Consider the following 19,444-nt stretch of genomic DNA (forward strand, 5'->3'; position numbering starts at 1 on the left):
AAACACATTTTACTTCATCCAATTACCCGTGCTAATTGGCAGAGATGATATAATCCCATTTTCCTTTTCTTTGACAGTATTCCAGTAATGACGACTGAACCAGCTAAAGACGATGTACGTTCCGGCGTAATTAACGCCATATCCGCCTATCTAATGTGGGGGCTGGCACCAATTTACTTTAAGTTATTACTTGCTGTAACTCCAGATGAAATCATGGTACATCGAGTCGTCTGGTCATCATTATTGTTGTCAATTATCGTGATCTTAACTGGTAAATGGCGAGCATTTATCGCAATTATCAAACAACCGCAAATATTGACTAAATTATTGCTAACAGCAACTATTCTCGGCACTAACTGGTTTTTATTTATCTGGGCAGTCAATAATGATCACTTGCTTGATGCCAGCTTAGGCTATTTTATCAACCCACTATTGAGTGTCGCACTCGGGGTGATATTTCTTCAGGAGCGACTTAGAAAGTGGCAGCTGTTTGCTGTACTACTAGCGATTAGCGGTGTATTAATTCAGCTTATTTCCTTTGGTTCATTACCGATAATTTCACTGGCACTGGCGAGCACCTTCGGCGTCTATGGATTATTAAGAAAAAAACTGCATGTTGATTCATTTATCGGCTTGTTAGTCGAATCAATGCTGATGTTACCGATTGCACTTGTTTACTGGAGCATTTTTGTCAGTAGCGAGACCAGCAATATGCTAATCAATACCATAACCATGAATACGACTCTGATATTTGCCGGTGTCGTTACCACTGCGCCACTATTGTGCTTTACCGCCGCAGCTAAACGTTTAACCTTATCTACTGTCGGGTTCTTCCAATATATAGGGCCAAGCATTATGTTTATTTTAGCGACTGCCTACTATCAAGAACCGTTAGTAATGGCAAAGCTGATCACCTTTGGCTTTATCTGGATCGCACTCATAATTTACAGCCTTGATTCTTTTAATGCCCATAAACAAAAGCAACAGGCTCTGCGCAAAAATGTCAGTGTCTAAGGGCTGTTTAATTTAAAGCTTGTGGAATGGTGATAACAAAACGTGAACCCTGAGATAACTCACTGCTAACTTTAATATCACCATGTAGCTTCTGCTGGATAATATTATAAACGATATTCATCCCTAAGCCGGTGCCACCACTGCTGCGTTTAGTGGTAAAAAAGGGCTCGAAGATATTGCGTAGCACTTCACTATCCATGCCTTCGCCATCATCGGTATATTCAATTTCAATATTATTACCTTGCTGCTTAACACTAATGGTTAAATTACCGCTATCACGGCTTTCAAAGCCATGTTTAAGCGAATTGGTCACTAAATTAGTGATCACTTGTGCCAATGCACCAGGGACAGTTTTAACGATAATATCGTCATCACCAAGGTAGCGATAGTTAACACGAAAACGCTTTAACTCAGCAGATAGGGTTTGCATCACTTCATTAATATACTCGGCAATATCAATCTCACGGATCTCTCCAACCACCTGATCAGCGGCGACCTGCTTAAAATTATTCAGTAATTCAATCACTCGATTAAGGGACGACATATTGAGGTTGGTCGATTGTTCCATCACCTTCAGGTAGCGACCCAATGTTGATTTTTTCAGATTGCCTAAATCAAAATCACTCTGAATTTCTTTGGTATTTTCCAGTGCTGAGCTTGAGGAGGTAATGGCAATACCTAATGGGGTATTAATTTCATGTGCTACACCGGCAGTTAATTTACCCAATGAAGCAAGCTTTTCTGACTGAATCAACTGATCTTGCATTTCCTTTAAATTCTCTAAGGTGCGGCTCAGTTCTCTGGTAGTTTTCTTATTTTTATTAAATAACCATACCACTAAGATACTAATAAATACCGCGATAGAAATGAGTACTGCCAAAACGATTAAATAGAATTTTTGCTGCTCAATACGGGCTTTTCTTTCCTCCAGCTCTTCGTTTTTACGGCTCAGTTGTACACCTTGTAAATCGATTTGTGATTGCTGCTGGGCAAGTATCTGACGATTCGCCTCAATCCGCTCCGCCATTTGAATATTCGCTTGCTCTTTTTCTTCCGCCAGTGTTTGCTTTTGTTCTAAATCAGCTTTCGCACCGGTCAGTTGCACTACCAGTTCATCCAATTGCTTTTCTTTTGCTGAAAATGCCTGTTGTTGCTCTGTGATCTTATTTTTTAACGCGACCAAATCCTGTTGTCGCTGCTCTGCTTCCTGCTGCCTTTTTTTCAAGCTTAGATCTAATTGCTTAAGTCGCTGACTACTGAGGGCCAACTGCTGATTCTGTTTTGCTAGCGCACTATTGAGTTCAATTTCACGCTGCCGCATTTTTTGCATTGCCAACTCAGTTTCTCGATATAACTCAGCAACATCTATTTCGGTTCCCCCTAATAACAGCAGCTCTGCCGACATTTCCAGCCGTTCAAACACTATATTAGATTTATTGACCTCAAAACTAATACCGGAAGTTTCTGAATTAAATAGCAAATTGATCATGATGTTATGCTTATCAACGCTATTATCTGTCACCAATAAGGTGTCAGTTCGCCGTAAGTCAGTAGCAATCAGTGAAATATCTATATTAGGTTTAACTGAAACAAAAACTAAATCTGCTTTTTTTGCCTGGTTGATATTGTTAACCAGTTTGACCGAAATGGGTTTACCTTTTACTAAGCGGCGACTTAACGCCTGATTAATAGTGCGGTAAAAATCATCGTCTTGATAGATAGCCAGCACAAACTGCTGCTTGCTTTGTTCTTGAGGCCATTTTACATGTTTAAGAAAGTTATAAAGATATGCCGCTTTTATTTGTTCACTACTAAGTTGCTGAGCAAAAGTTAAGTTTGACAGCATACCCATAAATAGTATGGGCACACAGCAATAGTATCTTAACCATTTCAATAGCATCAAAAAAATAACTCTTACATTAGGTAGTGCATTAAATACTCTACTTATTTTTATCTAACAAAGCACGCGTAATTTTTATAACGGATAAATATTCCAGCTACAGGGCTGTTAAATTAGCATAGGCTACCACTAACCATTTGCTGCCAACATCAGCAAAATTCACCTGAACACGGCTTTGTGCTCCATTCCCTTCATAGTTTAGCACCACGCCTTCACCAAATTTTTGATGTAACACGGACTGCCCTAATTTAAAACCTGAGTTTTCAAAAGTTTCCAGACTAATAGTATTGGAGAAGCGACCACTTGATTTAGGTCGGGAAACCTGATTTTGTAAACGTATTTCTTCGGTATATTCGCCCGGTAACTCTTTGAGGAAACGACTCGGGCTGTGATATTTTTCTTGGCCATATAAACGACGACTTTCCGCATGACAAAGATATAACTTTTCCATGGCCCGCGTCATACCAACGTAACATAAACGTCGTTCTTCTTCTAAACGGCCAATATCCTCTACCGACTGTTGTGAAGGAAACATCCCTTCTTCCAAACCAGCGATAAATACTAGCTTAAATTCTAAGCCTTTGGCTGAGTGCATAGTCATTAGCTGTACTGCAGGTTCATATTCATCAGCTTGGGATTCACCCGACTCCAAAGCTGCATGAGTTAAAAATGCAGTTAACTGACTTTGCTCTTCCATTAATTCAGGGTCCATCTCAAAAGTCTGACAAGCAGTGACCAGCTCATTGAGGTTTTCAATTCTTGCCTCGGCGCGTTCACCTTTTTCCGCCTGATACATAGCTTTTAAGCCACTGTGCTGAATAACAAAGTTGGCTTGCTGATCGAGGTCGAGATTAATTGAATCATCTTCCAGTTGTTCAATCAATTCAATAAACTGACGGATCACTTTAGCACTTCGTCCTTTCAGTTCCTGATTGATTAACATGGTTTGACAGGCCCGCCATAACGTCACTTCCATGCTACGTGCGGCATCACGCACTAATGATAATGTGGTGTTACCTATCCCTCGGGTCGGGGTATTAATTATACGTTCAAACGCGGCATCATCATCCCGATTATTAATCAGGCGTAAATAAGCCAATGCATCTTTAATCTCCTGGCGCTCAAAAAAGCGCAAGCCACCATAAATGCGATAGGGCAAGTTCGCTTGCAATAATGCTTCTTCTAATAAGCGCGACTGAGCATTACTACGATATAAGATAGCAACATCATCGAGTGAATCTTCACTAGCAGCCAAATCACGCTTTTGCCATTCAGTAATTCTGCCAGCAATAAAACGGGCTTCATCTATCTCATTAAATGCAGTATAAACAGAAATTTTCTCGCCGGCATCATCTTGAGTCCATAAATCTTTACCTAAGCGGTTATTGTTATTAGCAATTAACTTATTTGCCGCATTAAGTATATTGGCGGTTGAGCGATAGTTTTGCTCTAAGCGTATCGTTTGTGCACCATCAAAATCTTTTAAGAAACGCTGGATATTTTCAATTTTTGCGCCACGCCAGCCATAAATTGACTGATCATCATCACCCACTATCATTACTTTTCCTTGCTCTCGTCCGAGCATGGTTAACCAGGCGTATTGAATAGCATTGGTATCTTGGAATTCGTCCACTAACACATGAGTGAAGCGTTGCTGATAATGTTGTAAAAGAATAGGGTGGTTTAGCCACAGCTCATGAGCGCGCAATAATAGTTCGGCAAAATCCACTAACCCTGCGCGATCACAGGCGTCCTGATATGCCTGATACACTTTAACAAAGGTTTCTTCTGTCGGGTCATAGTGAGTTTCAATGTGTTGCGGGCGTAAGCCTTCATCTTTTTTACCGTTGATATACCACTGCATTTGTTTTGCCGGCCAACGTTTTTCATCGAGATTTAATGCCCGTACCACACGTTTAACTAAACGCAGCTGGTCATCAGAATCCAGTACCTGAAATGCCTGAGGCAATTTTGCCTCTTGAAAATGCATTCTTAATAATCGGTGTGCCAATCCATGAAAGGTGCCAATCCACATACCATGAACATTACCGCCAACGGCCTGTTCAACCCGTGAACGCATTTCCGCTGCGGCTTTATTAGTAAAGGTCACCGCCAATATACTATGGGGCGAAACATGCTCAACCTTCATTAACCAGGCAATGCGCTGCACCAGTACCCGTGTTTTACCACTACCTGCACCTGCCAGTACCAGCATGTTTTGTAGCGGTGCAGCAACAACATCACGTTGTTTATCGTTTAAGGAATCAAGCAGTTCAGAGACATCCATAGCAGGTAAACTCGAAAAAAATAAATGAAAGGAGATTATATCAAGCGTTGTAATTCTGTAACATCGCTTAATGCCAATGTCGGTAATACCCTTAACGGTTTACCAACATCATAAGTCGATACCCAAGCTGTTTGACAGCCATGGCGAATCGCACCGATAACATCATTAGCGCCACAATCCCCCACATGCAGCAAGTGTTCAGGCAATAAATTAAATTGCTGACAAGCTTGTTGAAACATATCTGAGGCGGGTTTTTGCTTTAAACCATTACCGGCATGATATATCGCACTAAAATAATGATGAATGCCTATCGACTGTGTATCTACATTACCATTGCTAATTGCAATTAACGGCCAATGCCGTTGCAACTGAGTGAGTAAATGATGCACCTCATCAGGGACAGTAAAATCACTACGTTGCACAATAAAATAATCCAGTGCCTGCTGTGCCATCTTTTTAGCATCATCGGCGCTAAAACCTAATGCGGATAAACCTAACAGATAGCTTTCAAAACGCAAAGCACCTACATCATGTTTGAGCTTAGGTAGATTAACTAACGCTTGTTGGCGATATTGAAACCAAAAACGATAATCACAATCAAACGTTACCCGTGGCAATAGACGCCGAAAATAAGCGATCATTTTCGCGTCAGTCGCCATCATTACCGGATAGTTATGATACAAGGTATCATCTAAATCAAAACTGATGGCTTTAAAAGGTGCTAACCGCCGATAAAACTGCATAAAAAATAAGACTAAGCCTCATTCACTAAGAATCTTTCCAGCAATTTTGCTACTAATTTTCTAAACTGGCTCAACAGCAAGGTATCCATCCGGGGATCAAAATGTTCGGCATCCTGGCTGCTAATGGCGAGAAAGCCTAATACTTGCTGCTGGTGCTGTAGCTTAATTAATACCACTGAACCTAAACACTGACCGGAAAATATCATTTCCTGTTCACTTTGCTGGATACGACCAAAATAATATTGATCTTTTGCCAATCGATTTTGCAAGATACCGCCACAGTCTTTCTCAACCAGACAGGCATGACTAAATTCGCCCGGCGCTACCAACCACAGTTTCATATCTGTTAATGACAATAACTCTGTGGTTGCTTTAAACAAGCAATCAAGTAACTCTTCGGCACTTTGACAATCAATTAATCGTAAATATAAGTCACTGTATAAGGTAAATAACTGCTCATTTTGATTCGCTATCGCCATTAACTGAGTGATTTCTTCTTCAAGACCGTGAATTTTTTGTCGTAATTGCTGTTGCTGACGTTCCACCAACGACACTGTGCCTCGATGTTGATCGCTAACCCGTAAGCTAGTCGCCAGTTCAGGATGGCGATTAAAAAATTCGGGATTGTCTTCTAAAAAACTAACGACGATGTCATCAGTTAAGGTTATTTCTTCGCTTTGCATCATTTCTTGTTGCTGTACCTTAGATGTACTGGAATGTGATTTTTTACTCATAGATGAAATTGCCCATCAAATACATGAACTGCAGGCCCTGTCATTTTTACCGGGCTACCTGGTCCTTTCCAAAATATTTTTAACTTACCGCCAGGTAACTGCACGGTAACCTGTTTTGCTAACTTTTTCTGCATTTGGCCAACCACTACCGCCGCACAGGCACCACTACCACAAGCCAAAGTTTCTCCCGTACCGCGCTCGTATACTCTAAGTTTAACAAACTCCGGGGATACCACTTGCATAAAACCGACATTCACACCTTTAGGAAAACGTTCATGACTCGTTAATTGCTTGCCTAAGCGCTCAACCGGCGCATTGTCAATATCATCCACCGTTAATACACAATGAGGATTCCCCATAGATACAGCACCACATAAGACAGTTTCTTCTTCAGTGAGCAGAATATAAGTGCCTTCAACTTTCTGGGCCGTAAATGGGATTTTATTCGGTTCAAACTGAGGCACTGGCATAGTGACGGTAATATTACCGTCGCGCTCGGCATATAGAGTCATTTTACCGGCATGGGTTGATACCCGTATTTTATTACGGTTAATCAAGCCTTTCATTCGAACAAACTTAGCAAAACAACGGGCACCATTGCCACATTGACTCACTTCACTGCCATCAGCATTAAAAATACGATAATGAAAATCTAAATCCGGATCATATGGCGGTTCAACGACTAGCAGCTGATCAAAGCCGATACCAAAATTTCTATCAGCTAATAATCGAATCTGATCATTGGGCAAATAGACATTCTGGGTGACATTATCCAGCATTAAAAAGTCATTACCTAAACCGTGCATTTTGGAAAATTTAACTAGCATCTATTAATCTCGTCTTAAACGCCTTCACTTAAGGTAATAACGACTCACCTTGCCATAAACTTTCAATGGTTTCGCGTTCACGTACCACATAGACCTGTTCACCATCTACCATAATTTCGGCGGCACGTGGTCGGCTATTATAATTGGAACTCATGGTAAAACCGTAAGCGCCGGATGAACGCACTGCCAGTAAATCTCCGGCGTTAATCGCCAGCTCTCGATTTTTACCTAAAAAATCTCCAGTTTCACACACTGGACCGACGATATCGTAACATTGCTTAGCTAGCTCAGGTCTTTCAACGACAGGAATAATGTTTTGCCACGCCTGATATAACGACGGGCGGATCAGATCATTCATTGCGCCATCAACGATAGCAAAATGTCGATCTTGGTTGGTTTTAAGAAACTCAACTTCTGTCACTAAGATCCCAGCATTGGCCATAATGGCTCGGCCGGGTTCGTAAATTAAGGTAATATCACGATCTGCTAGTTTATCGGCAATTGCCTTAGCATATTCATTAGGGTGAGGCGGTTGTTCATCCTGATAACAGACCCCTAATCCACCACCAACATCAATATGAGATAATTCTATCCCTTGCTGTGCAAGATTATCAACCAGCAATAAGATACGCTCTAACGCATCTAAAAACGGGTTAATTTCAGTCAGCTGAGAACCAATATGGCAATCGATGCCTTTAACCGCAATATGAGGATAACTTTCAGCTTTAGCGTAAATACGATGCGCATCGCTAATACTGACGCCAAACTTATTTTCTTTCAGGCCAGTAGAAATATAGGGATGAGTACCGGCATCAACATCAGGATTAACTCGTAATGAAATTGGCGCTATCACATTCAGCTGCTGAGCTACCTGCTGAATACGATCTAACTCAGCTTCTGATTCAACATTAAAACAATAAATACCTTGCTGTAATGCGTAGGCAATTTCTGCAGATTTTTTACCAACACCGGAAAACACCACTTTCGCCGGATCACCACCAGCGGCAATAACCCGGGCAAGTTCACCTTGCGAAACGATATCAAAACCAGAACCTAAGCGCGCCAGCACGTTTAGTACCGCCAAATTACTATTAGCCTTGACCGCATAACAAACGAGATGAGGACGCTCACCTGCCGCCTGATCAAACGCATGCCAATGACGTTCAATAGTCGCTCGAGAATAAACAAATAACGGCGTACCATAAGTTTTTGCTAAATCAGCAACCGCACAATCTTCTGCGTATAATTCAGTACCTTTACGATTAAAAAAATCCACAACGATTATTCCTGTTGTTCATCTGCATTAATTTGTTTATCTTGAGTGTCTGGGCTTGTAGCCGATGTTGGTTCTTTTTCCTGATACAAGGGACCAGACATGCCACAGCCAGATAGCGAGCTTAAGATCAATACAGTAGTTAAAATTAATGAATTTAGTTTACGCATTTTTGATTAATTCGATTTTTTTCCCATGATAGACGTTTTATAATCTGATGACCATCAAATACAAGCTAAACAAAAGCTATTAATCAACTTTTTATTTAAAGGGCGAATAAATGAACGATACCCAATACAATTTAATGGCGGATGAACTGTTATTAGCATTAGAAGAAGCAATTGAAGACTGTGGTGTTGATATTGATTATGAAGGCGTTGGCGGTATGTTAACTCTAACATTCAAAAATGGTTCAAAAATTATTATCAATAAACAAGCTCCGCTCCATGAAATTTGGGTAGCAACAAAATTCAACGGCCATCATTTCCAATACCAAGATCAGCAATGGACAGACAAACGCGGCGGTGACGAATTTTGGCAATTTATCTCCCAAGCCGTGAGTACTCAGGCAGAAGCCGACATCAGCCTCAGCGCAGCATAAACAGGATATCAAATGACCGACAAAACCGTACGTATCGCCACCCGTAAAAGTGCGCTTGCCTTATGGCAGGCTGAATATGTTAAAGCACAGCTTGAACATTTCCATGCAAACATTAAGGTAGAATTAGTCCCTATGACCACAAAAGGGGATATCATTTTAGATACTCCATTAGCAAAAGTTGGTGGCAAAGGGCTATTTGTTAAAGAACTGGAAGTGGCAATGTTAGAAAACCGAGCCGATATCGCAGTACATTCAATGAAAGATGTCCCGGTTGAGTTTCCAGAAGGATTAGGACTCGAAGTTATTTGTCCGCGTGAAGATCCGCGCGATGCCTTTGTTTCCAATAACATCGCCAGCTTTGAAGAGTTACCTCATGGCGCAGTTGTGGGTACTTCAAGCTTACGCCGCCAATGCCAGATAAAAGCGCTACGCCCTGATCTAGATATTAGAGATCTGCGCGGTAATGTTAACACCCGATTAGCAAAACTCGATAACGGCGATTACGATGCCATTATTTTAGCCGCCGCGGGTTTGATCCGCTTAGAAATGCCTGAACGCATTAAAGAATTTATTGCACCTGAAGTGATGTTACCCGCCAATGGCCAAGGTGCTGTCGGTATCGAATGTCGAACTGACGACAACACCATCAAAGCGCTATTAGCACCGCTAGAATGTACTACAACCCGAACACGGGTCTTAGCCGAGCGCGCTATGAACAAAGCATTAGAAGGAGGTTGTCAGGTGCCGATTGGCAGTTATGCTGAAATTGAGCAACAACACATTCATTTACGCGGGCTAGTTGGCGCCGTTGATGGTTCACAAATTATCAAAGATCAAGTCTCTGGTGATGTAAGCCAGGCAGAGCAACTTGGGCTACAACTGGCGGAAAAACTATTAGCGCAAGGTGCTGATAGCATTTTAAAACAGGTATATGATCAATAAATTACCGTTTGTTATTACCCGTCCTGAAAAGCAAGGCTTACAATTAAAACAAGCCTTGCTGCAAGCTGGTGTAGACAGTATTTGTCAGCCATTATTTGAATATCAACTAGCGACTAACAAAGCCGAAATACTCAACGTACAACAGAACGTTCAACCACATATTCTCATCTTTGTCAGTGTCGCCGCAGTGAATTATGCCAACCAGGCTTATCCACTTAGTCATTGGATCAGCGCTAGCACCACAGTAATAGCTGTCGGTCAAGCGACACGACAAACATTAACTGCCCTTGGCGTAGAGTCAATTTGTCCAAGCCAACACGACACTGAGGGCATGCTCAGCTTGCCACAATTAAGCGCGGCACAGTTAGCAAACCACCCGACGGTATTAATTGTTCGCGGTAATGGTGGCAGGGAATTGTTAGCAACTCAGTTAAGGCAACGTGGTGCTGATACTCAGTACCTGGAAAGCTACCAAAGGGTATGGCTTTCAATGACCGAACAAGTATTCGAGCTTTGGCAACAAAAAAATGTTGCCGGTGTCATCATTACCAGTAACGCTTTATTGCAACGTGTAGTAGACTTGATCAATATTAAGGATAACTTCTGGCAAAACACATGCTTATGGGTAGTCGCCAGTGAAAGAATAAAACAAACAGCACAGCAGCTTGGTCTAAAAAAAGTGATCAACGCCCAAGGGGCTGATCACCAAGCAATTGTTAACGCCGTACTGACTATGGGACTTGAACATGACTGACAATAAAAACACACCTGCAGATAGCAACACTCAACAGTCAAACGATCAGTTGCCTGAAACTCCAATGTCTCAAGATAAAATTACTACACAATCAGCGAAAACTAGTGAAGCAAACAGCAAAGTAAAAACAAAAGAAGAGCATACTTTGAAAGCACAACGAAACACACAAACAACTAACTCAACAAGTAGTAATAAACTATCGAAAACGGCAGTACTGGCACTGGTCATCGCAATAGCCAGTGGTGCTGGCGTAGCCGCCATCCATTATTTACACAGCCAGCAAAATAGTGAACAAAACAAACAACTACTGGCTCAGGTCGATAGCAAAGCGCAACAAAATATTAAGCAGCTGCAGCAACTAGTGAACCAACAACAAGCACTTACTCAACAGCAAATACAAACCGCACTTGCTGAGCTAACAGAAAGTAGCCAGACACGTATTACGCAACTGGAACAGCAAATTGCCCGTTTTGAACAAAATCAACCGAGCGACTGGCTGGTACACGAAGCGGAATATTTAACCCGAATTGCCGCCCGTACATTATGGTTAGAGCACGATACTCAGGCAGCAATTGCATTGTTAAACGATGCAGAACACCGAATCAAACAACTCAATGATCCGCAATATCTGCCAATTCGTCAGCATATTTATCAAGATATTGAAGCGCTAAAATTAATGCCACAACTGGATACCGAAGAGGTACTGTTACAGCTAATGGCATTAAGTAAGCAACTCCCACAGTTAAGCTTTGCCATGGCAAAAATACCTGACAGTCAAGAGCAACAACAAGATTTGCAATTGTCACAAGATGCAGCAGATTGGCGAGCGAACCTGGTCAAAACCTGGCGTAAATTCCTTGCTGACTTTATTACTGTGCGCCGAAGAACGGGGCAAGTAGAACCACTGATGGCACCTGAGCAACAACAACATTTAAAAGAAAATTTAGCGCTCAAGCTGCAACAACTGCAATGGGCAGCTAGCAAAGAAAATACTCCTTTATATCAGCAATATATGGACGAGGCACAGCTCTGGTTACGTGAGTATTTTGATCTGGGCCATTTAGAAACGGCTAAGTTTTATCAATCACTACAATTGCTTAAAGATAAAATCATCAGCTATGACTATGCCATCCAGTTACAATCACATCAGGCAATACGTCAATTGTTAACACAAAAAAGTAACTCACAGATAACCCAGCCAACGATTGAACCTGGACAAGCAACTGATGCTGAGAGTGATAAAACCAACCAAGAGCAGACGCCTAAAGCAGCACCAGAGCAACCAGTTAAGCAGCAACCCGTAAGCAATGAGGAGGCCTAATCATGAAGCGCCTGATCCTTGTACTGTTACTATTTTTTGCTGCCGTTGCCATTAGTCCGGTATTAATTGGCGAGAAAGGTTATATTTTAATTGCCATGGGAGACATTACGATTGAGTCTACCGTGGTCACTGCCAGTATTATGTTGCTAGTACTTTTTATCGCACTGGCAATGTCATTAAAGCTGTTTAAAGGTGGAATGTCATTTAGTTTAGCTGCCTGGAATAAACTGTTGTTTGCCGGACAGCGTAAAGGACTACGCCAATTAAATCAGGGGATAGCCGCTTATGTCTTAGGCGATAATCAACAAGCAGAACACTTATTAGTAAAATGTGCAGAATCCGCCAAGGCACAGCAAATAGCTTACCTATTAGCTGCCAGTGCCGCAGATAAGCAAGGGCTGGCAAGCAACAGCAAGCATTATTTAGCTCAGCTGCAACAGTATAATCAAAATTTAAAAGATGTCGGTCTAGAGTCGGTATTAGTGACCTTAAGCATACTGCTCAAACATAAAGAGTTTAAGCAAGCCCGTGCCCTTATCGATCAACATCATAAGTTCATTGGTCACGACAGCAGGTTATTAGCATTAGAAATCGAATTAAGTTTAATTGAACAAAGATATGATTATGTCGTTGAACAACTGAAAGCAGCCCGAAAAAACAAAGAAATTACACCAGAACGGATTGAGCACTGGGAAGCTCAGGGATTTTATGGTGCATTTAATCAGCAAATAAATCAGCATGATAATCAAGCACTGCAACAGTATTGGGATAATTTAGGGCGAAAAGTCAAACAACGCACAGCTGTGGTCTTTGCCTATTGCCGAGTACTGGCTGAGCACCAAATTCATCAGCCATTAAGTAAAATCTTGTTACCCGTGATCAAAAAAGAAAGTAATGATGTCTTACTTAAACAAATGCGTACTCTACCGCTCACCGCATGTGACGAGTTAATTCAGGCAGTGCAAAAGCATCTTCACAATGACCAACAAAATGCTCAGTGGCTTAGTACATTAGCCCACCTTTGTGCCAAAGCTAAGCAATGGCCAACAGCGGAAAAAGCCTTCAACACCTTAGTTCACCTAGACGGTGAACAATATGATAAGACCGACTTACTGACCTTTGCCGAAGTACTACAACAGCAAGGAGAATTAGCCAAAGCGAATGAAGTACTGAGAAAAGCAGCTCACTTAACCGATAATGCTTTAATTACCATTAATGGCTAAGCAATAGTTAGTTCATACAAAAGCAAAGGGAGCTTAATTTCCTGAATGAATACCTTTGCCCTTGTTAGCTATTCAAATTTCATAGCGATAATAATCACCGCATTAAGGGGCGTTTGCCCCTTAATGCCTTAACACTGAATCGGTAAAGCATCTTTTATCAATCTATTTCAATCTAAATTCTTCTTGACTAAAAACCAAACAAGAACTATTATCACTTGCGTTAAGATTTCGGTTGAGGTTAAGTGGTAAAAATGTACGTTTGCATTTGTAAAGGCATTACGGATAAACAAGTGGCACAACATGTCATCGAAGGCGGTGTTGGTTCTATTCGTGAACTGAAAAAACATCTTGATGTCTCCTCACAATGCGGCTCCTGCACTAAAGTTATTCAACAAGTGATCAATAACACCATTATTGATGAAGGTCTGTTTAAAGACGTCGGCTAATTTATTCCTGCCAAAACATTAACTTAAACAAAAACCATTACTATTTTCAAACGTTTGTTTTTCAAAGTAAATATTGAACTTTCCCCTTTGGTCTCTATACTAATGATACCTTGTTCAACTTAGTCATCATTATGAAAAGTCAAAGTGAAATCATCACACAGCTCAATAAAGTATTAACCAGCGAGTTAACTTCGATTAACCAATATTTTCTCCACGCCCGCATATACAAAAACTGGGGCTTTCATCAACTTAACGAGAAGTGCTATAAAAAATCGATTCTCGATATGAAACAAGCTGACAAATTGATTGAGCGCATTTTGTTTCTCGAAGGTTTACCAAATTTACAGCAATTAGGCGCACTAGCTATTGGTGAACATGCGGAAGAAATGTTGAACTGTGATATGAAATTTCAGTTAACACAACTGGCGACGATAAAATCAGCGATAGTGCTGTGCGAACAACGCAAAGATTTTGTCAGCCGGGATATGCTAGTAGAAATTCTTCATCAGGAAGAAGAACATATTGACTGGCTAGAAGCGCAACAATATCAAATAGCCACCATGAAAATTGATAACTACCTGCAAGCACAGTTATAGGAGCCCGTTATGAAAGGCGATAAAGAAATTATCACACAGCTCAATCATTTACTGGCATTTGAGTTAGCAGCCATGGATCAGTATTTTATTCATTCACGGATGTATCAAGACTGGGGTTTTGACAAATTGTTTACCCGCATCGATCATGAATTTGACGATGAAAAGTCACACGCCTCAGCACTAATCGAGCGTATCTTGTTTTTAGAAGGTGTGCCCGATATGACCACCCGTGACGGCCTTAAAATCGGTAGCGATGTCCCAGAAATGCTCGCTAGCGATTTACGAGTCGAATATGCTGTCGATAACAAACTCAAAGAAGTGATGGCATTGTGTGAACAAAAGCAAGATTTTGTCACCCGGGATATGCTACAAACTTTGATCAATGATACCGAAGTTGACCATGCATTCTGGCTAGAACAACAGTTGGGGCTAATCGACAAAATTGGCTTAGAAAACTACTTACAGTCACAACTTTAACAATAATAGGCATAACGTATAACGGCTACGGTTAGCAATCCGAGGGATAAATGCAACAACCAGAGATAAGAATTGCCGCTAAAGCCAAACGTAACGCCTGGTTTATCACCTTATGCAGTGTACTTGCGCTGTTAGTTGTGTTGTTAGTCAGTCAATTTTATTGGCAACAGGCGAAGTTCTCACTCATGCTACTGTTATTACTGAGCCTGTCATTTATCTTTTTAGGGATACTTAAACTACTGGAACCGAAAAATAGCTTTATTTTATCGCCAGAGCACATCACTTTTTATCATCGAAAAGGGCGCTGGCAAATTCCCTGGGACAATATTCGCACCATTCACCCTATTACCAATACTTATGGCATCACCCAGGAGCAGCTTTGCTATATCGGACTCACACTACACTCCTTTGAACAGCTTAAAGATCATATTTCACCACGGCTTGCCAATCATTTGATTCATGAACAAAAGCCATTAGTCACGTATTGTGTCGCCAGAGAGTTAATGCCTATCGAAAGTGCTATCATCAGTTTTGATGGTTATAAGTGCCAAAATGGCGATGAGATCAAAGGACCACTGGCGGGTTTCTTTCACCAATGCCGCGCATTACATCAAGCACTTGGTGCTGATATTTTTATTAATGATTCATATATAGATCGTGATGTTGACGCATTCGCACAGTTACTGAAACAATGCAAAAGTGCCGCAAAAAATTATCAATCGTCGCACTAGCTCAAGTTTTATAACTTCTTTCGCTGAGCTGCCAACTCTTTACTACACTGTGCAATAAAGAGTTGGCAATCATATAAGGATATAGCAATGCAAAGATCGATAATTTACTGGTTATTATTATTTATAGCCATACCGGGGACAACGGCGGAAATCTATAAGTGGCTAGATAAAGACGGCAAGGTGCATTATAGCGATAAGCAGCCAGCAGACTTTGACGCTAAAACCATAGATAAACAAGCATTAACGTCAAAATATAGCAGCTATACTCAAGTTGCGATAAAAATAGCACCATATCAGGCGCTTAAATATAGCCAAACTAATAATCTAGTGATGTATACCACCTCTCGCTGTGGTTACTGCGCTAAGGCAAGAAAATATTTTGCTGAAAATAACATTCGCTATAAAGAAAAAAATATTGAAACCTCAGAAAAATACCAGCGCGAATTTACAAACTTTGGCGGTACAGGCGTGCCAGTGTTATTTTGGGGGAAATACAAAATGACCGGTTTTAGTGTTGCCAGGTTTAAAAAAATGTACGCAAAAAACAGCTAATCTGAGCATTAAAAAATAATGGGCTAATTTAACCAAGCATGACTTGCTGCATTGTTATAGCAGTCTGGTTTCACTGTTTACCATTGAACCTGACTGCTTAAGTTAGTATTTATGTAAGAGTATTAGATATAAGCAAAAGCATCGGCGTACATATGATTGATATCTGCGCCTTGAGCGACAAAGTCATCTCTAACCACCGCAACCATATCAAAGCGCCCAGCGATATAAATATCATAATCCGCTAAGTTTTCGATATCTTTCATCACCACTTTATGTACCATCCCAATACGGCCTTGCCAATCATCGTGAGGTGTTTCGACGACAGGGTGAAAACAACCATTAGCTAATTTATTAATTGTGTCTGTGGTTTTATCTAATTCATAGCAGGCACTTGGATCTCTTAACCCCCAATAAACCACAACCTGACGCTTAGAATGGGTGTTAGCCAAATATTCAAACATAGATTTGATATAGGAAAAGCCAGTACCGCCAGCTATCAATAATAAGGGGCGTTCACTGTCAGTATTTAACTGGGCTTTCCCTAATGGCATTTCAACGGTCACAGTTTTATTTTCTTTAATACGCTCAATGACCTGCATCGGGTAACTGTCGGCACCAAAGGCACCAATTTGTAGTTCGATTAGTTCGTTATCTGGAGCACTGGCAATAGAAAATGGCCGTTTATCATCTTTAGCCATGACAAAATTTAAATATTGCCCGGGCAAAAACTCCACCTGCTGCTCAGGCTTCAGTAATACCTTATAAACATACTCAGTTAATGATGATATTGACTGAACCTGACATTGTATTTCTTTCATTTATCAACCTATGTTTTAAATAGCCAGCGCTATTTACTCTTTATCAGTTTGAGTTACTCAAAGATATTGAGTTCACTCCAAATTTCATCAACAGCCTGTTTAACGCTGCTATCCATTACTATGGGTTCACCCCATTCTCTGTCTGTTTCACCCGGCCATTTATTAGTGGCATCCATACCCATTTTTGATCCTAGCCCGGAAACTGGCGAGGCAAAATCTAAATAATCAATTGGGGTATTCTCAATTAACACTGTATCTCGGCTCGGATCCATCCGAGTAGTCATCGCCCAAATAACATCTTGCCAATCCCGGGCGTTGATATCGTCATCACAAACAATAACAAACTTAGTGTACATAAACTGACGCAAGAACGACCACACCCCCATCATCACCCGTTTGGCGTGCCCGGCATATTGCTTTTTAATAGTAACCACTGCCAAACGATACGAACAACCTTCTGGCGGTAAATAAAAGTCCTGAATTTCCGGAAACTGCTTTTGCAAAATAGGCACAAACACTTCGTTTAATGCAACACCTAAAATAGCAGGTTCATCGGGTGGCCTGCCGGTATAGGTACTATGATAGATCGGCGCTTTCCGCTGGGTTATATGAGTCACGGTAAACACCGGAAAATCATCCACTTCATTATAGTAGCCAGTATGGTCACCATATGGCCCTTCTGGCGCCATTTCATCAGGATCAATATAACCTTCCAAAATGATTTCAGCTGTTGCTGGTACTTCCAAATCATTACTGATACATTTGGCCACTTCCGTCTTTGCACCACGCAATAAGCCGGCAAAGGCATATTCAGATAACGTATCAGGTACCGGTGTCACCGCTCCTAAAATAGTTGCAGGATCAGCGCCTAAAGCAACTGATACAGGATACTTTTCACCAGGGTTCGTTTTCTTGAACTCTTGGAAATCCAATGCGCCACCACGATGGGATAACCAACGCATAATAATTTTATTTCTGCCTAATAATTGCTGACGGTATATTCCTAAGTTTTGACGCTCTTTATGAGGTCCACGAGTCACGGTTAAACCCCAAGTGATCAAGGGAGCAACGTCACCAGGCCAACATTTTTGGATCGGTAATTGAGTCAGATCAACCTCATCACCACTGAATACTTGCTGTTGGCACAACGGTTTTTTCACTACTTTTACCGGCATATTAAGCACTTGCTTATACAGCGGTAATTTATCCAAAGCATCTTTAAAGCCCTTTGGCGGCTCAGGTTCTTTCAAAGTGGCTAATAATTTACCCACCTCCCGCAATGAGGAAACATCTTGTTGTCCCATAGCAAGTGCTACCCGCTCAGGCGTACCAAACAAGTTAGTTAATACAGGCACATCATAGCCAACAGGGTTTTCAAATAACAACGCAGGACCGCCCGCTCTTAGCGTTCGATCGCTAATTTCTGTCATCATTAACTCAGTTGAAATAGGTTGCTTGATACGCTTTAGCAAACCAAGTTGTTCCAGCTGGTCAATAAAATCCCTTAAATCACTGTATTTCATTGGCATCTTTTTAAAAATTTTTTGCCATTATACTGATCTGTATCATAAAGGCATAATAATTCACTGATCTTAGGGGGATATAACTTAACTTATGGTGCATTTATCGCAAATTACCAACAACTGACAAGCGAATCATTATGCTTAAACAATAAGATAAAAATCACTCTTCACTCAGTAAGGAGTACTCAAATGAAAAACACTTTCTTGACATTATGCTGTTTATTACTAACCGTCTCTAGTCAGGCAGCGATAAATAACTGTAGTGATAAAAATTACCGAGCATTTGATTTTTGGCTCGGTCAATGGCAAGTCACCACCACAAAAGACAATATTGTTCGTACTAGCAAAATTAGCCAAATCAACGACGGCTGTACCATACTTGAAGAATACTCAACCCCCTCAGGATACACAGGAAAAAGCTTCAATATATACGATAAAAACTCAGGAAAATGGCATCAAACCTGGACTGATAACAGCGGTTTGTTACTCATATTGACCGGCAATAGAGTAGCTAATCAAATGATATTGTCGGGTAGCCTAGAACAGAACGGAGAAACGGTGATGCAGCGCATTATCTGGACCGCAAATAAAGATGGTTCAGTACGTCAGCATTGGCAAACCAAAAAGCCAAATGAAGATAACTGGCAAGATGCTTTTGATGGTTTATACCGCAAAAAGTAGT

At 41.0% G+C, this 19,444-nt stretch carries 21 protein-coding genes; 12 read left to right on the forward strand and 9 right to left on the reverse strand.

Annotated elements, in window-relative coordinates:
* Positions 1-87: 87 nt before the first annotated feature.
* Positions 88-1,014: an EamA family transporter RarD gene (gene rarD / locus QQK06_RS08850; protein WP_284244301.1), complete on the forward strand. Its 927-nt coding sequence runs from the start codon at positions 88-90 to the stop codon at positions 1,012-1,014.
* A 7-nt stretch (positions 1,015-1,021) separates the two neighbouring features.
* On the opposite strand, the gene QQK06_RS08855 is transcribed toward rarD, so the two are convergent.
* From QQK06_RS08855 to lptM, 7 genes are all read right to left on the reverse strand, one after another.
* On the reverse strand, positions 1,022-2,881 hold the full coding sequence (locus QQK06_RS08855; RefSeq protein ID WP_284244302.1) for a YfiR/HmsC family protein: 1,860 nt from the start codon (positions 2,879-2,881) through the stop codon (positions 1,022-1,024).
* A 130-nt stretch (positions 2,882-3,011) separates the two neighbouring features.
* Positions 3,012-5,201: a DNA helicase II gene (gene uvrD, locus QQK06_RS08860; RefSeq protein WP_284244303.1), complete on the reverse strand. Its 2,190-nt coding sequence runs from the start codon at positions 5,199-5,201 to the stop codon at positions 3,012-3,014.
* Positions 5,202-5,236: 35 nt separating this feature from the next.
* The gene (locus QQK06_RS08865) at positions 5,237-5,944 is read right to left on the reverse strand and encodes an HAD-IA family hydrolase (protein ID WP_284244304.1); all 708 of its coding nucleotides are present in this window, start codon (positions 5,942-5,944) and stop codon (positions 5,237-5,239) included.
* Between the two features lie 11 nt (positions 5,945-5,955).
* Positions 5,956-6,678 (reverse strand): DUF484 family protein, encoded by a 723-nt coding sequence (locus tag QQK06_RS08870; RefSeq protein ID WP_284244305.1) that lies wholly within the window; start codon positions 6,676-6,678, stop codon positions 5,956-5,958.
* Positions 6,675-7,505: a diaminopimelate epimerase gene (dapF, locus tag QQK06_RS08875; protein WP_284244306.1), complete on the reverse strand. Its 831-nt coding sequence runs from the start codon at positions 7,503-7,505 to the stop codon at positions 6,675-6,677. Before dapF ends, QQK06_RS08870 begins: the two co-directional genes overlap by 4 nt.
* Before the next feature lie 28 nt (positions 7,506-7,533).
* Positions 7,534-8,781, reverse strand: coding sequence for a diaminopimelate decarboxylase (gene lysA / locus QQK06_RS08880; RefSeq protein ID WP_284244307.1), 1,248 nt, complete (start codon positions 8,779-8,781; stop codon positions 7,534-7,536).
* A 5-nt stretch (positions 8,782-8,786) separates the two neighbouring features.
* Positions 8,787-8,948, reverse strand: a complete 162-nt coding sequence (lptM, locus tag QQK06_RS08885; protein ID WP_284244308.1) for an LPS translocon maturation chaperone LptM — start codon at positions 8,946-8,948, stop codon at positions 8,787-8,789.
* 110 nt (positions 8,949-9,058) lie between these two features.
* Between lptM and cyaY the strand changes: the two genes are divergently transcribed.
* The 10 genes from cyaY (at position 9,059) to QQK06_RS08935 (ending at position 16,421) form a co-directional block, all read left to right on the forward strand.
* Positions 9,059-9,379: an iron donor protein CyaY gene (gene cyaY / locus QQK06_RS08890; RefSeq protein ID WP_284244309.1), complete on the forward strand. Its 321-nt coding sequence runs from the start codon at positions 9,059-9,061 to the stop codon at positions 9,377-9,379.
* 12 nt (positions 9,380-9,391) lie between these two features.
* Positions 9,392-10,321: a hydroxymethylbilane synthase gene (hemC, locus tag QQK06_RS08895; protein ID WP_284244310.1), complete on the forward strand. Its 930-nt coding sequence runs from the start codon at positions 9,392-9,394 to the stop codon at positions 10,319-10,321.
* Positions 10,311-11,075 carry a uroporphyrinogen-III synthase gene (locus tag QQK06_RS08900; protein WP_284244311.1) on the forward strand — a complete coding sequence of 255 codons (765 nt, stop codon included), beginning with the start codon at positions 10,311-10,313 and terminating at the stop codon, positions 11,073-11,075. Before hemC ends, QQK06_RS08900 begins: the two co-directional genes overlap by 11 nt.
* The gene (locus QQK06_RS08905) at positions 11,068-12,396 is read left to right on the forward strand and encodes a uroporphyrinogen-III C-methyltransferase (RefSeq protein ID WP_284244312.1); all 1,329 of its coding nucleotides are present in this window, start codon (positions 11,068-11,070) and stop codon (positions 12,394-12,396) included. The genes QQK06_RS08900 and QQK06_RS08905 overlap by 8 nt, the downstream gene beginning before the upstream one ends.
* A gap of 2 nt (positions 12,397-12,398) precedes the next feature.
* The gene (locus QQK06_RS08910) at positions 12,399-13,619 is read left to right on the forward strand and encodes a heme biosynthesis HemY N-terminal domain-containing protein (protein ID WP_284244313.1); all 1,221 of its coding nucleotides are present in this window, start codon (positions 12,399-12,401) and stop codon (positions 13,617-13,619) included.
* A 251-nt stretch (positions 13,620-13,870) separates the two neighbouring features.
* Positions 13,871-14,065, forward strand: coding sequence for a (2Fe-2S)-binding protein (locus QQK06_RS08915; protein ID WP_284244314.1), 195 nt, complete (start codon positions 13,871-13,873; stop codon positions 14,063-14,065).
* Positions 14,066-14,196: 131 nt separating this feature from the next.
* Positions 14,197-14,661, forward strand: a complete 465-nt coding sequence (bfr, locus tag QQK06_RS08920; RefSeq protein ID WP_284244315.1) for a bacterioferritin — start codon at positions 14,197-14,199, stop codon at positions 14,659-14,661.
* Between the two features lie 9 nt (positions 14,662-14,670).
* Complete coding sequence (bfr, locus tag QQK06_RS08925) at positions 14,671-15,138, forward strand: bacterioferritin (RefSeq protein WP_284244316.1); 468 nt, start codon at positions 14,671-14,673, stop codon at positions 15,136-15,138.
* Positions 15,139-15,188: 50 nt separating this feature from the next.
* Positions 15,189-15,869 carry a DUF2982 domain-containing protein gene (locus tag QQK06_RS08930; protein ID WP_284244317.1) on the forward strand — a complete coding sequence of 227 codons (681 nt, stop codon included), beginning with the start codon at positions 15,189-15,191 and terminating at the stop codon, positions 15,867-15,869.
* Positions 15,870-15,956: 87 nt separating this feature from the next.
* Positions 15,957-16,421 (forward strand): glutaredoxin family protein, encoded by a 465-nt coding sequence (locus QQK06_RS08935; protein WP_284244318.1) that lies wholly within the window; start codon positions 15,957-15,959, stop codon positions 16,419-16,421.
* Between the two features lie 122 nt (positions 16,422-16,543).
* Here the strand turns inward: QQK06_RS08935 and fre are convergent, their stop codons facing one another.
* Both fre and ubiD read right to left on the reverse strand, forming a co-directional pair.
* The gene (fre, locus tag QQK06_RS08940) at positions 16,544-17,239 is read right to left on the reverse strand and encodes an NAD(P)H-flavin reductase (protein WP_284244319.1); all 696 of its coding nucleotides are present in this window, start codon (positions 17,237-17,239) and stop codon (positions 16,544-16,546) included.
* 53 nt (positions 17,240-17,292) lie between these two features.
* Positions 17,293-18,762, reverse strand: a complete 1,470-nt coding sequence (ubiD, locus tag QQK06_RS08945; RefSeq protein ID WP_284244320.1) for a 4-hydroxy-3-polyprenylbenzoate decarboxylase — start codon at positions 18,760-18,762, stop codon at positions 17,293-17,295.
* Positions 18,763-18,951: 189 nt separating this feature from the next.
* Between ubiD and QQK06_RS08950 the strand changes: the two genes are divergently transcribed.
* Positions 18,952-19,443, forward strand: coding sequence for a hypothetical protein (locus QQK06_RS08950; RefSeq protein ID WP_284244321.1), 492 nt, complete (start codon positions 18,952-18,954; stop codon positions 19,441-19,443).
* Position 19,444: the final 1 nt, after the last annotated feature.

This window comes from Thalassotalea insulae (assembly GCF_030161395.1).
GTDB classification, from domain to species: Bacteria; Pseudomonadota; Gammaproteobacteria; order Enterobacterales; family Alteromonadaceae; genus Thalassotalea_E; species Thalassotalea_E insulae.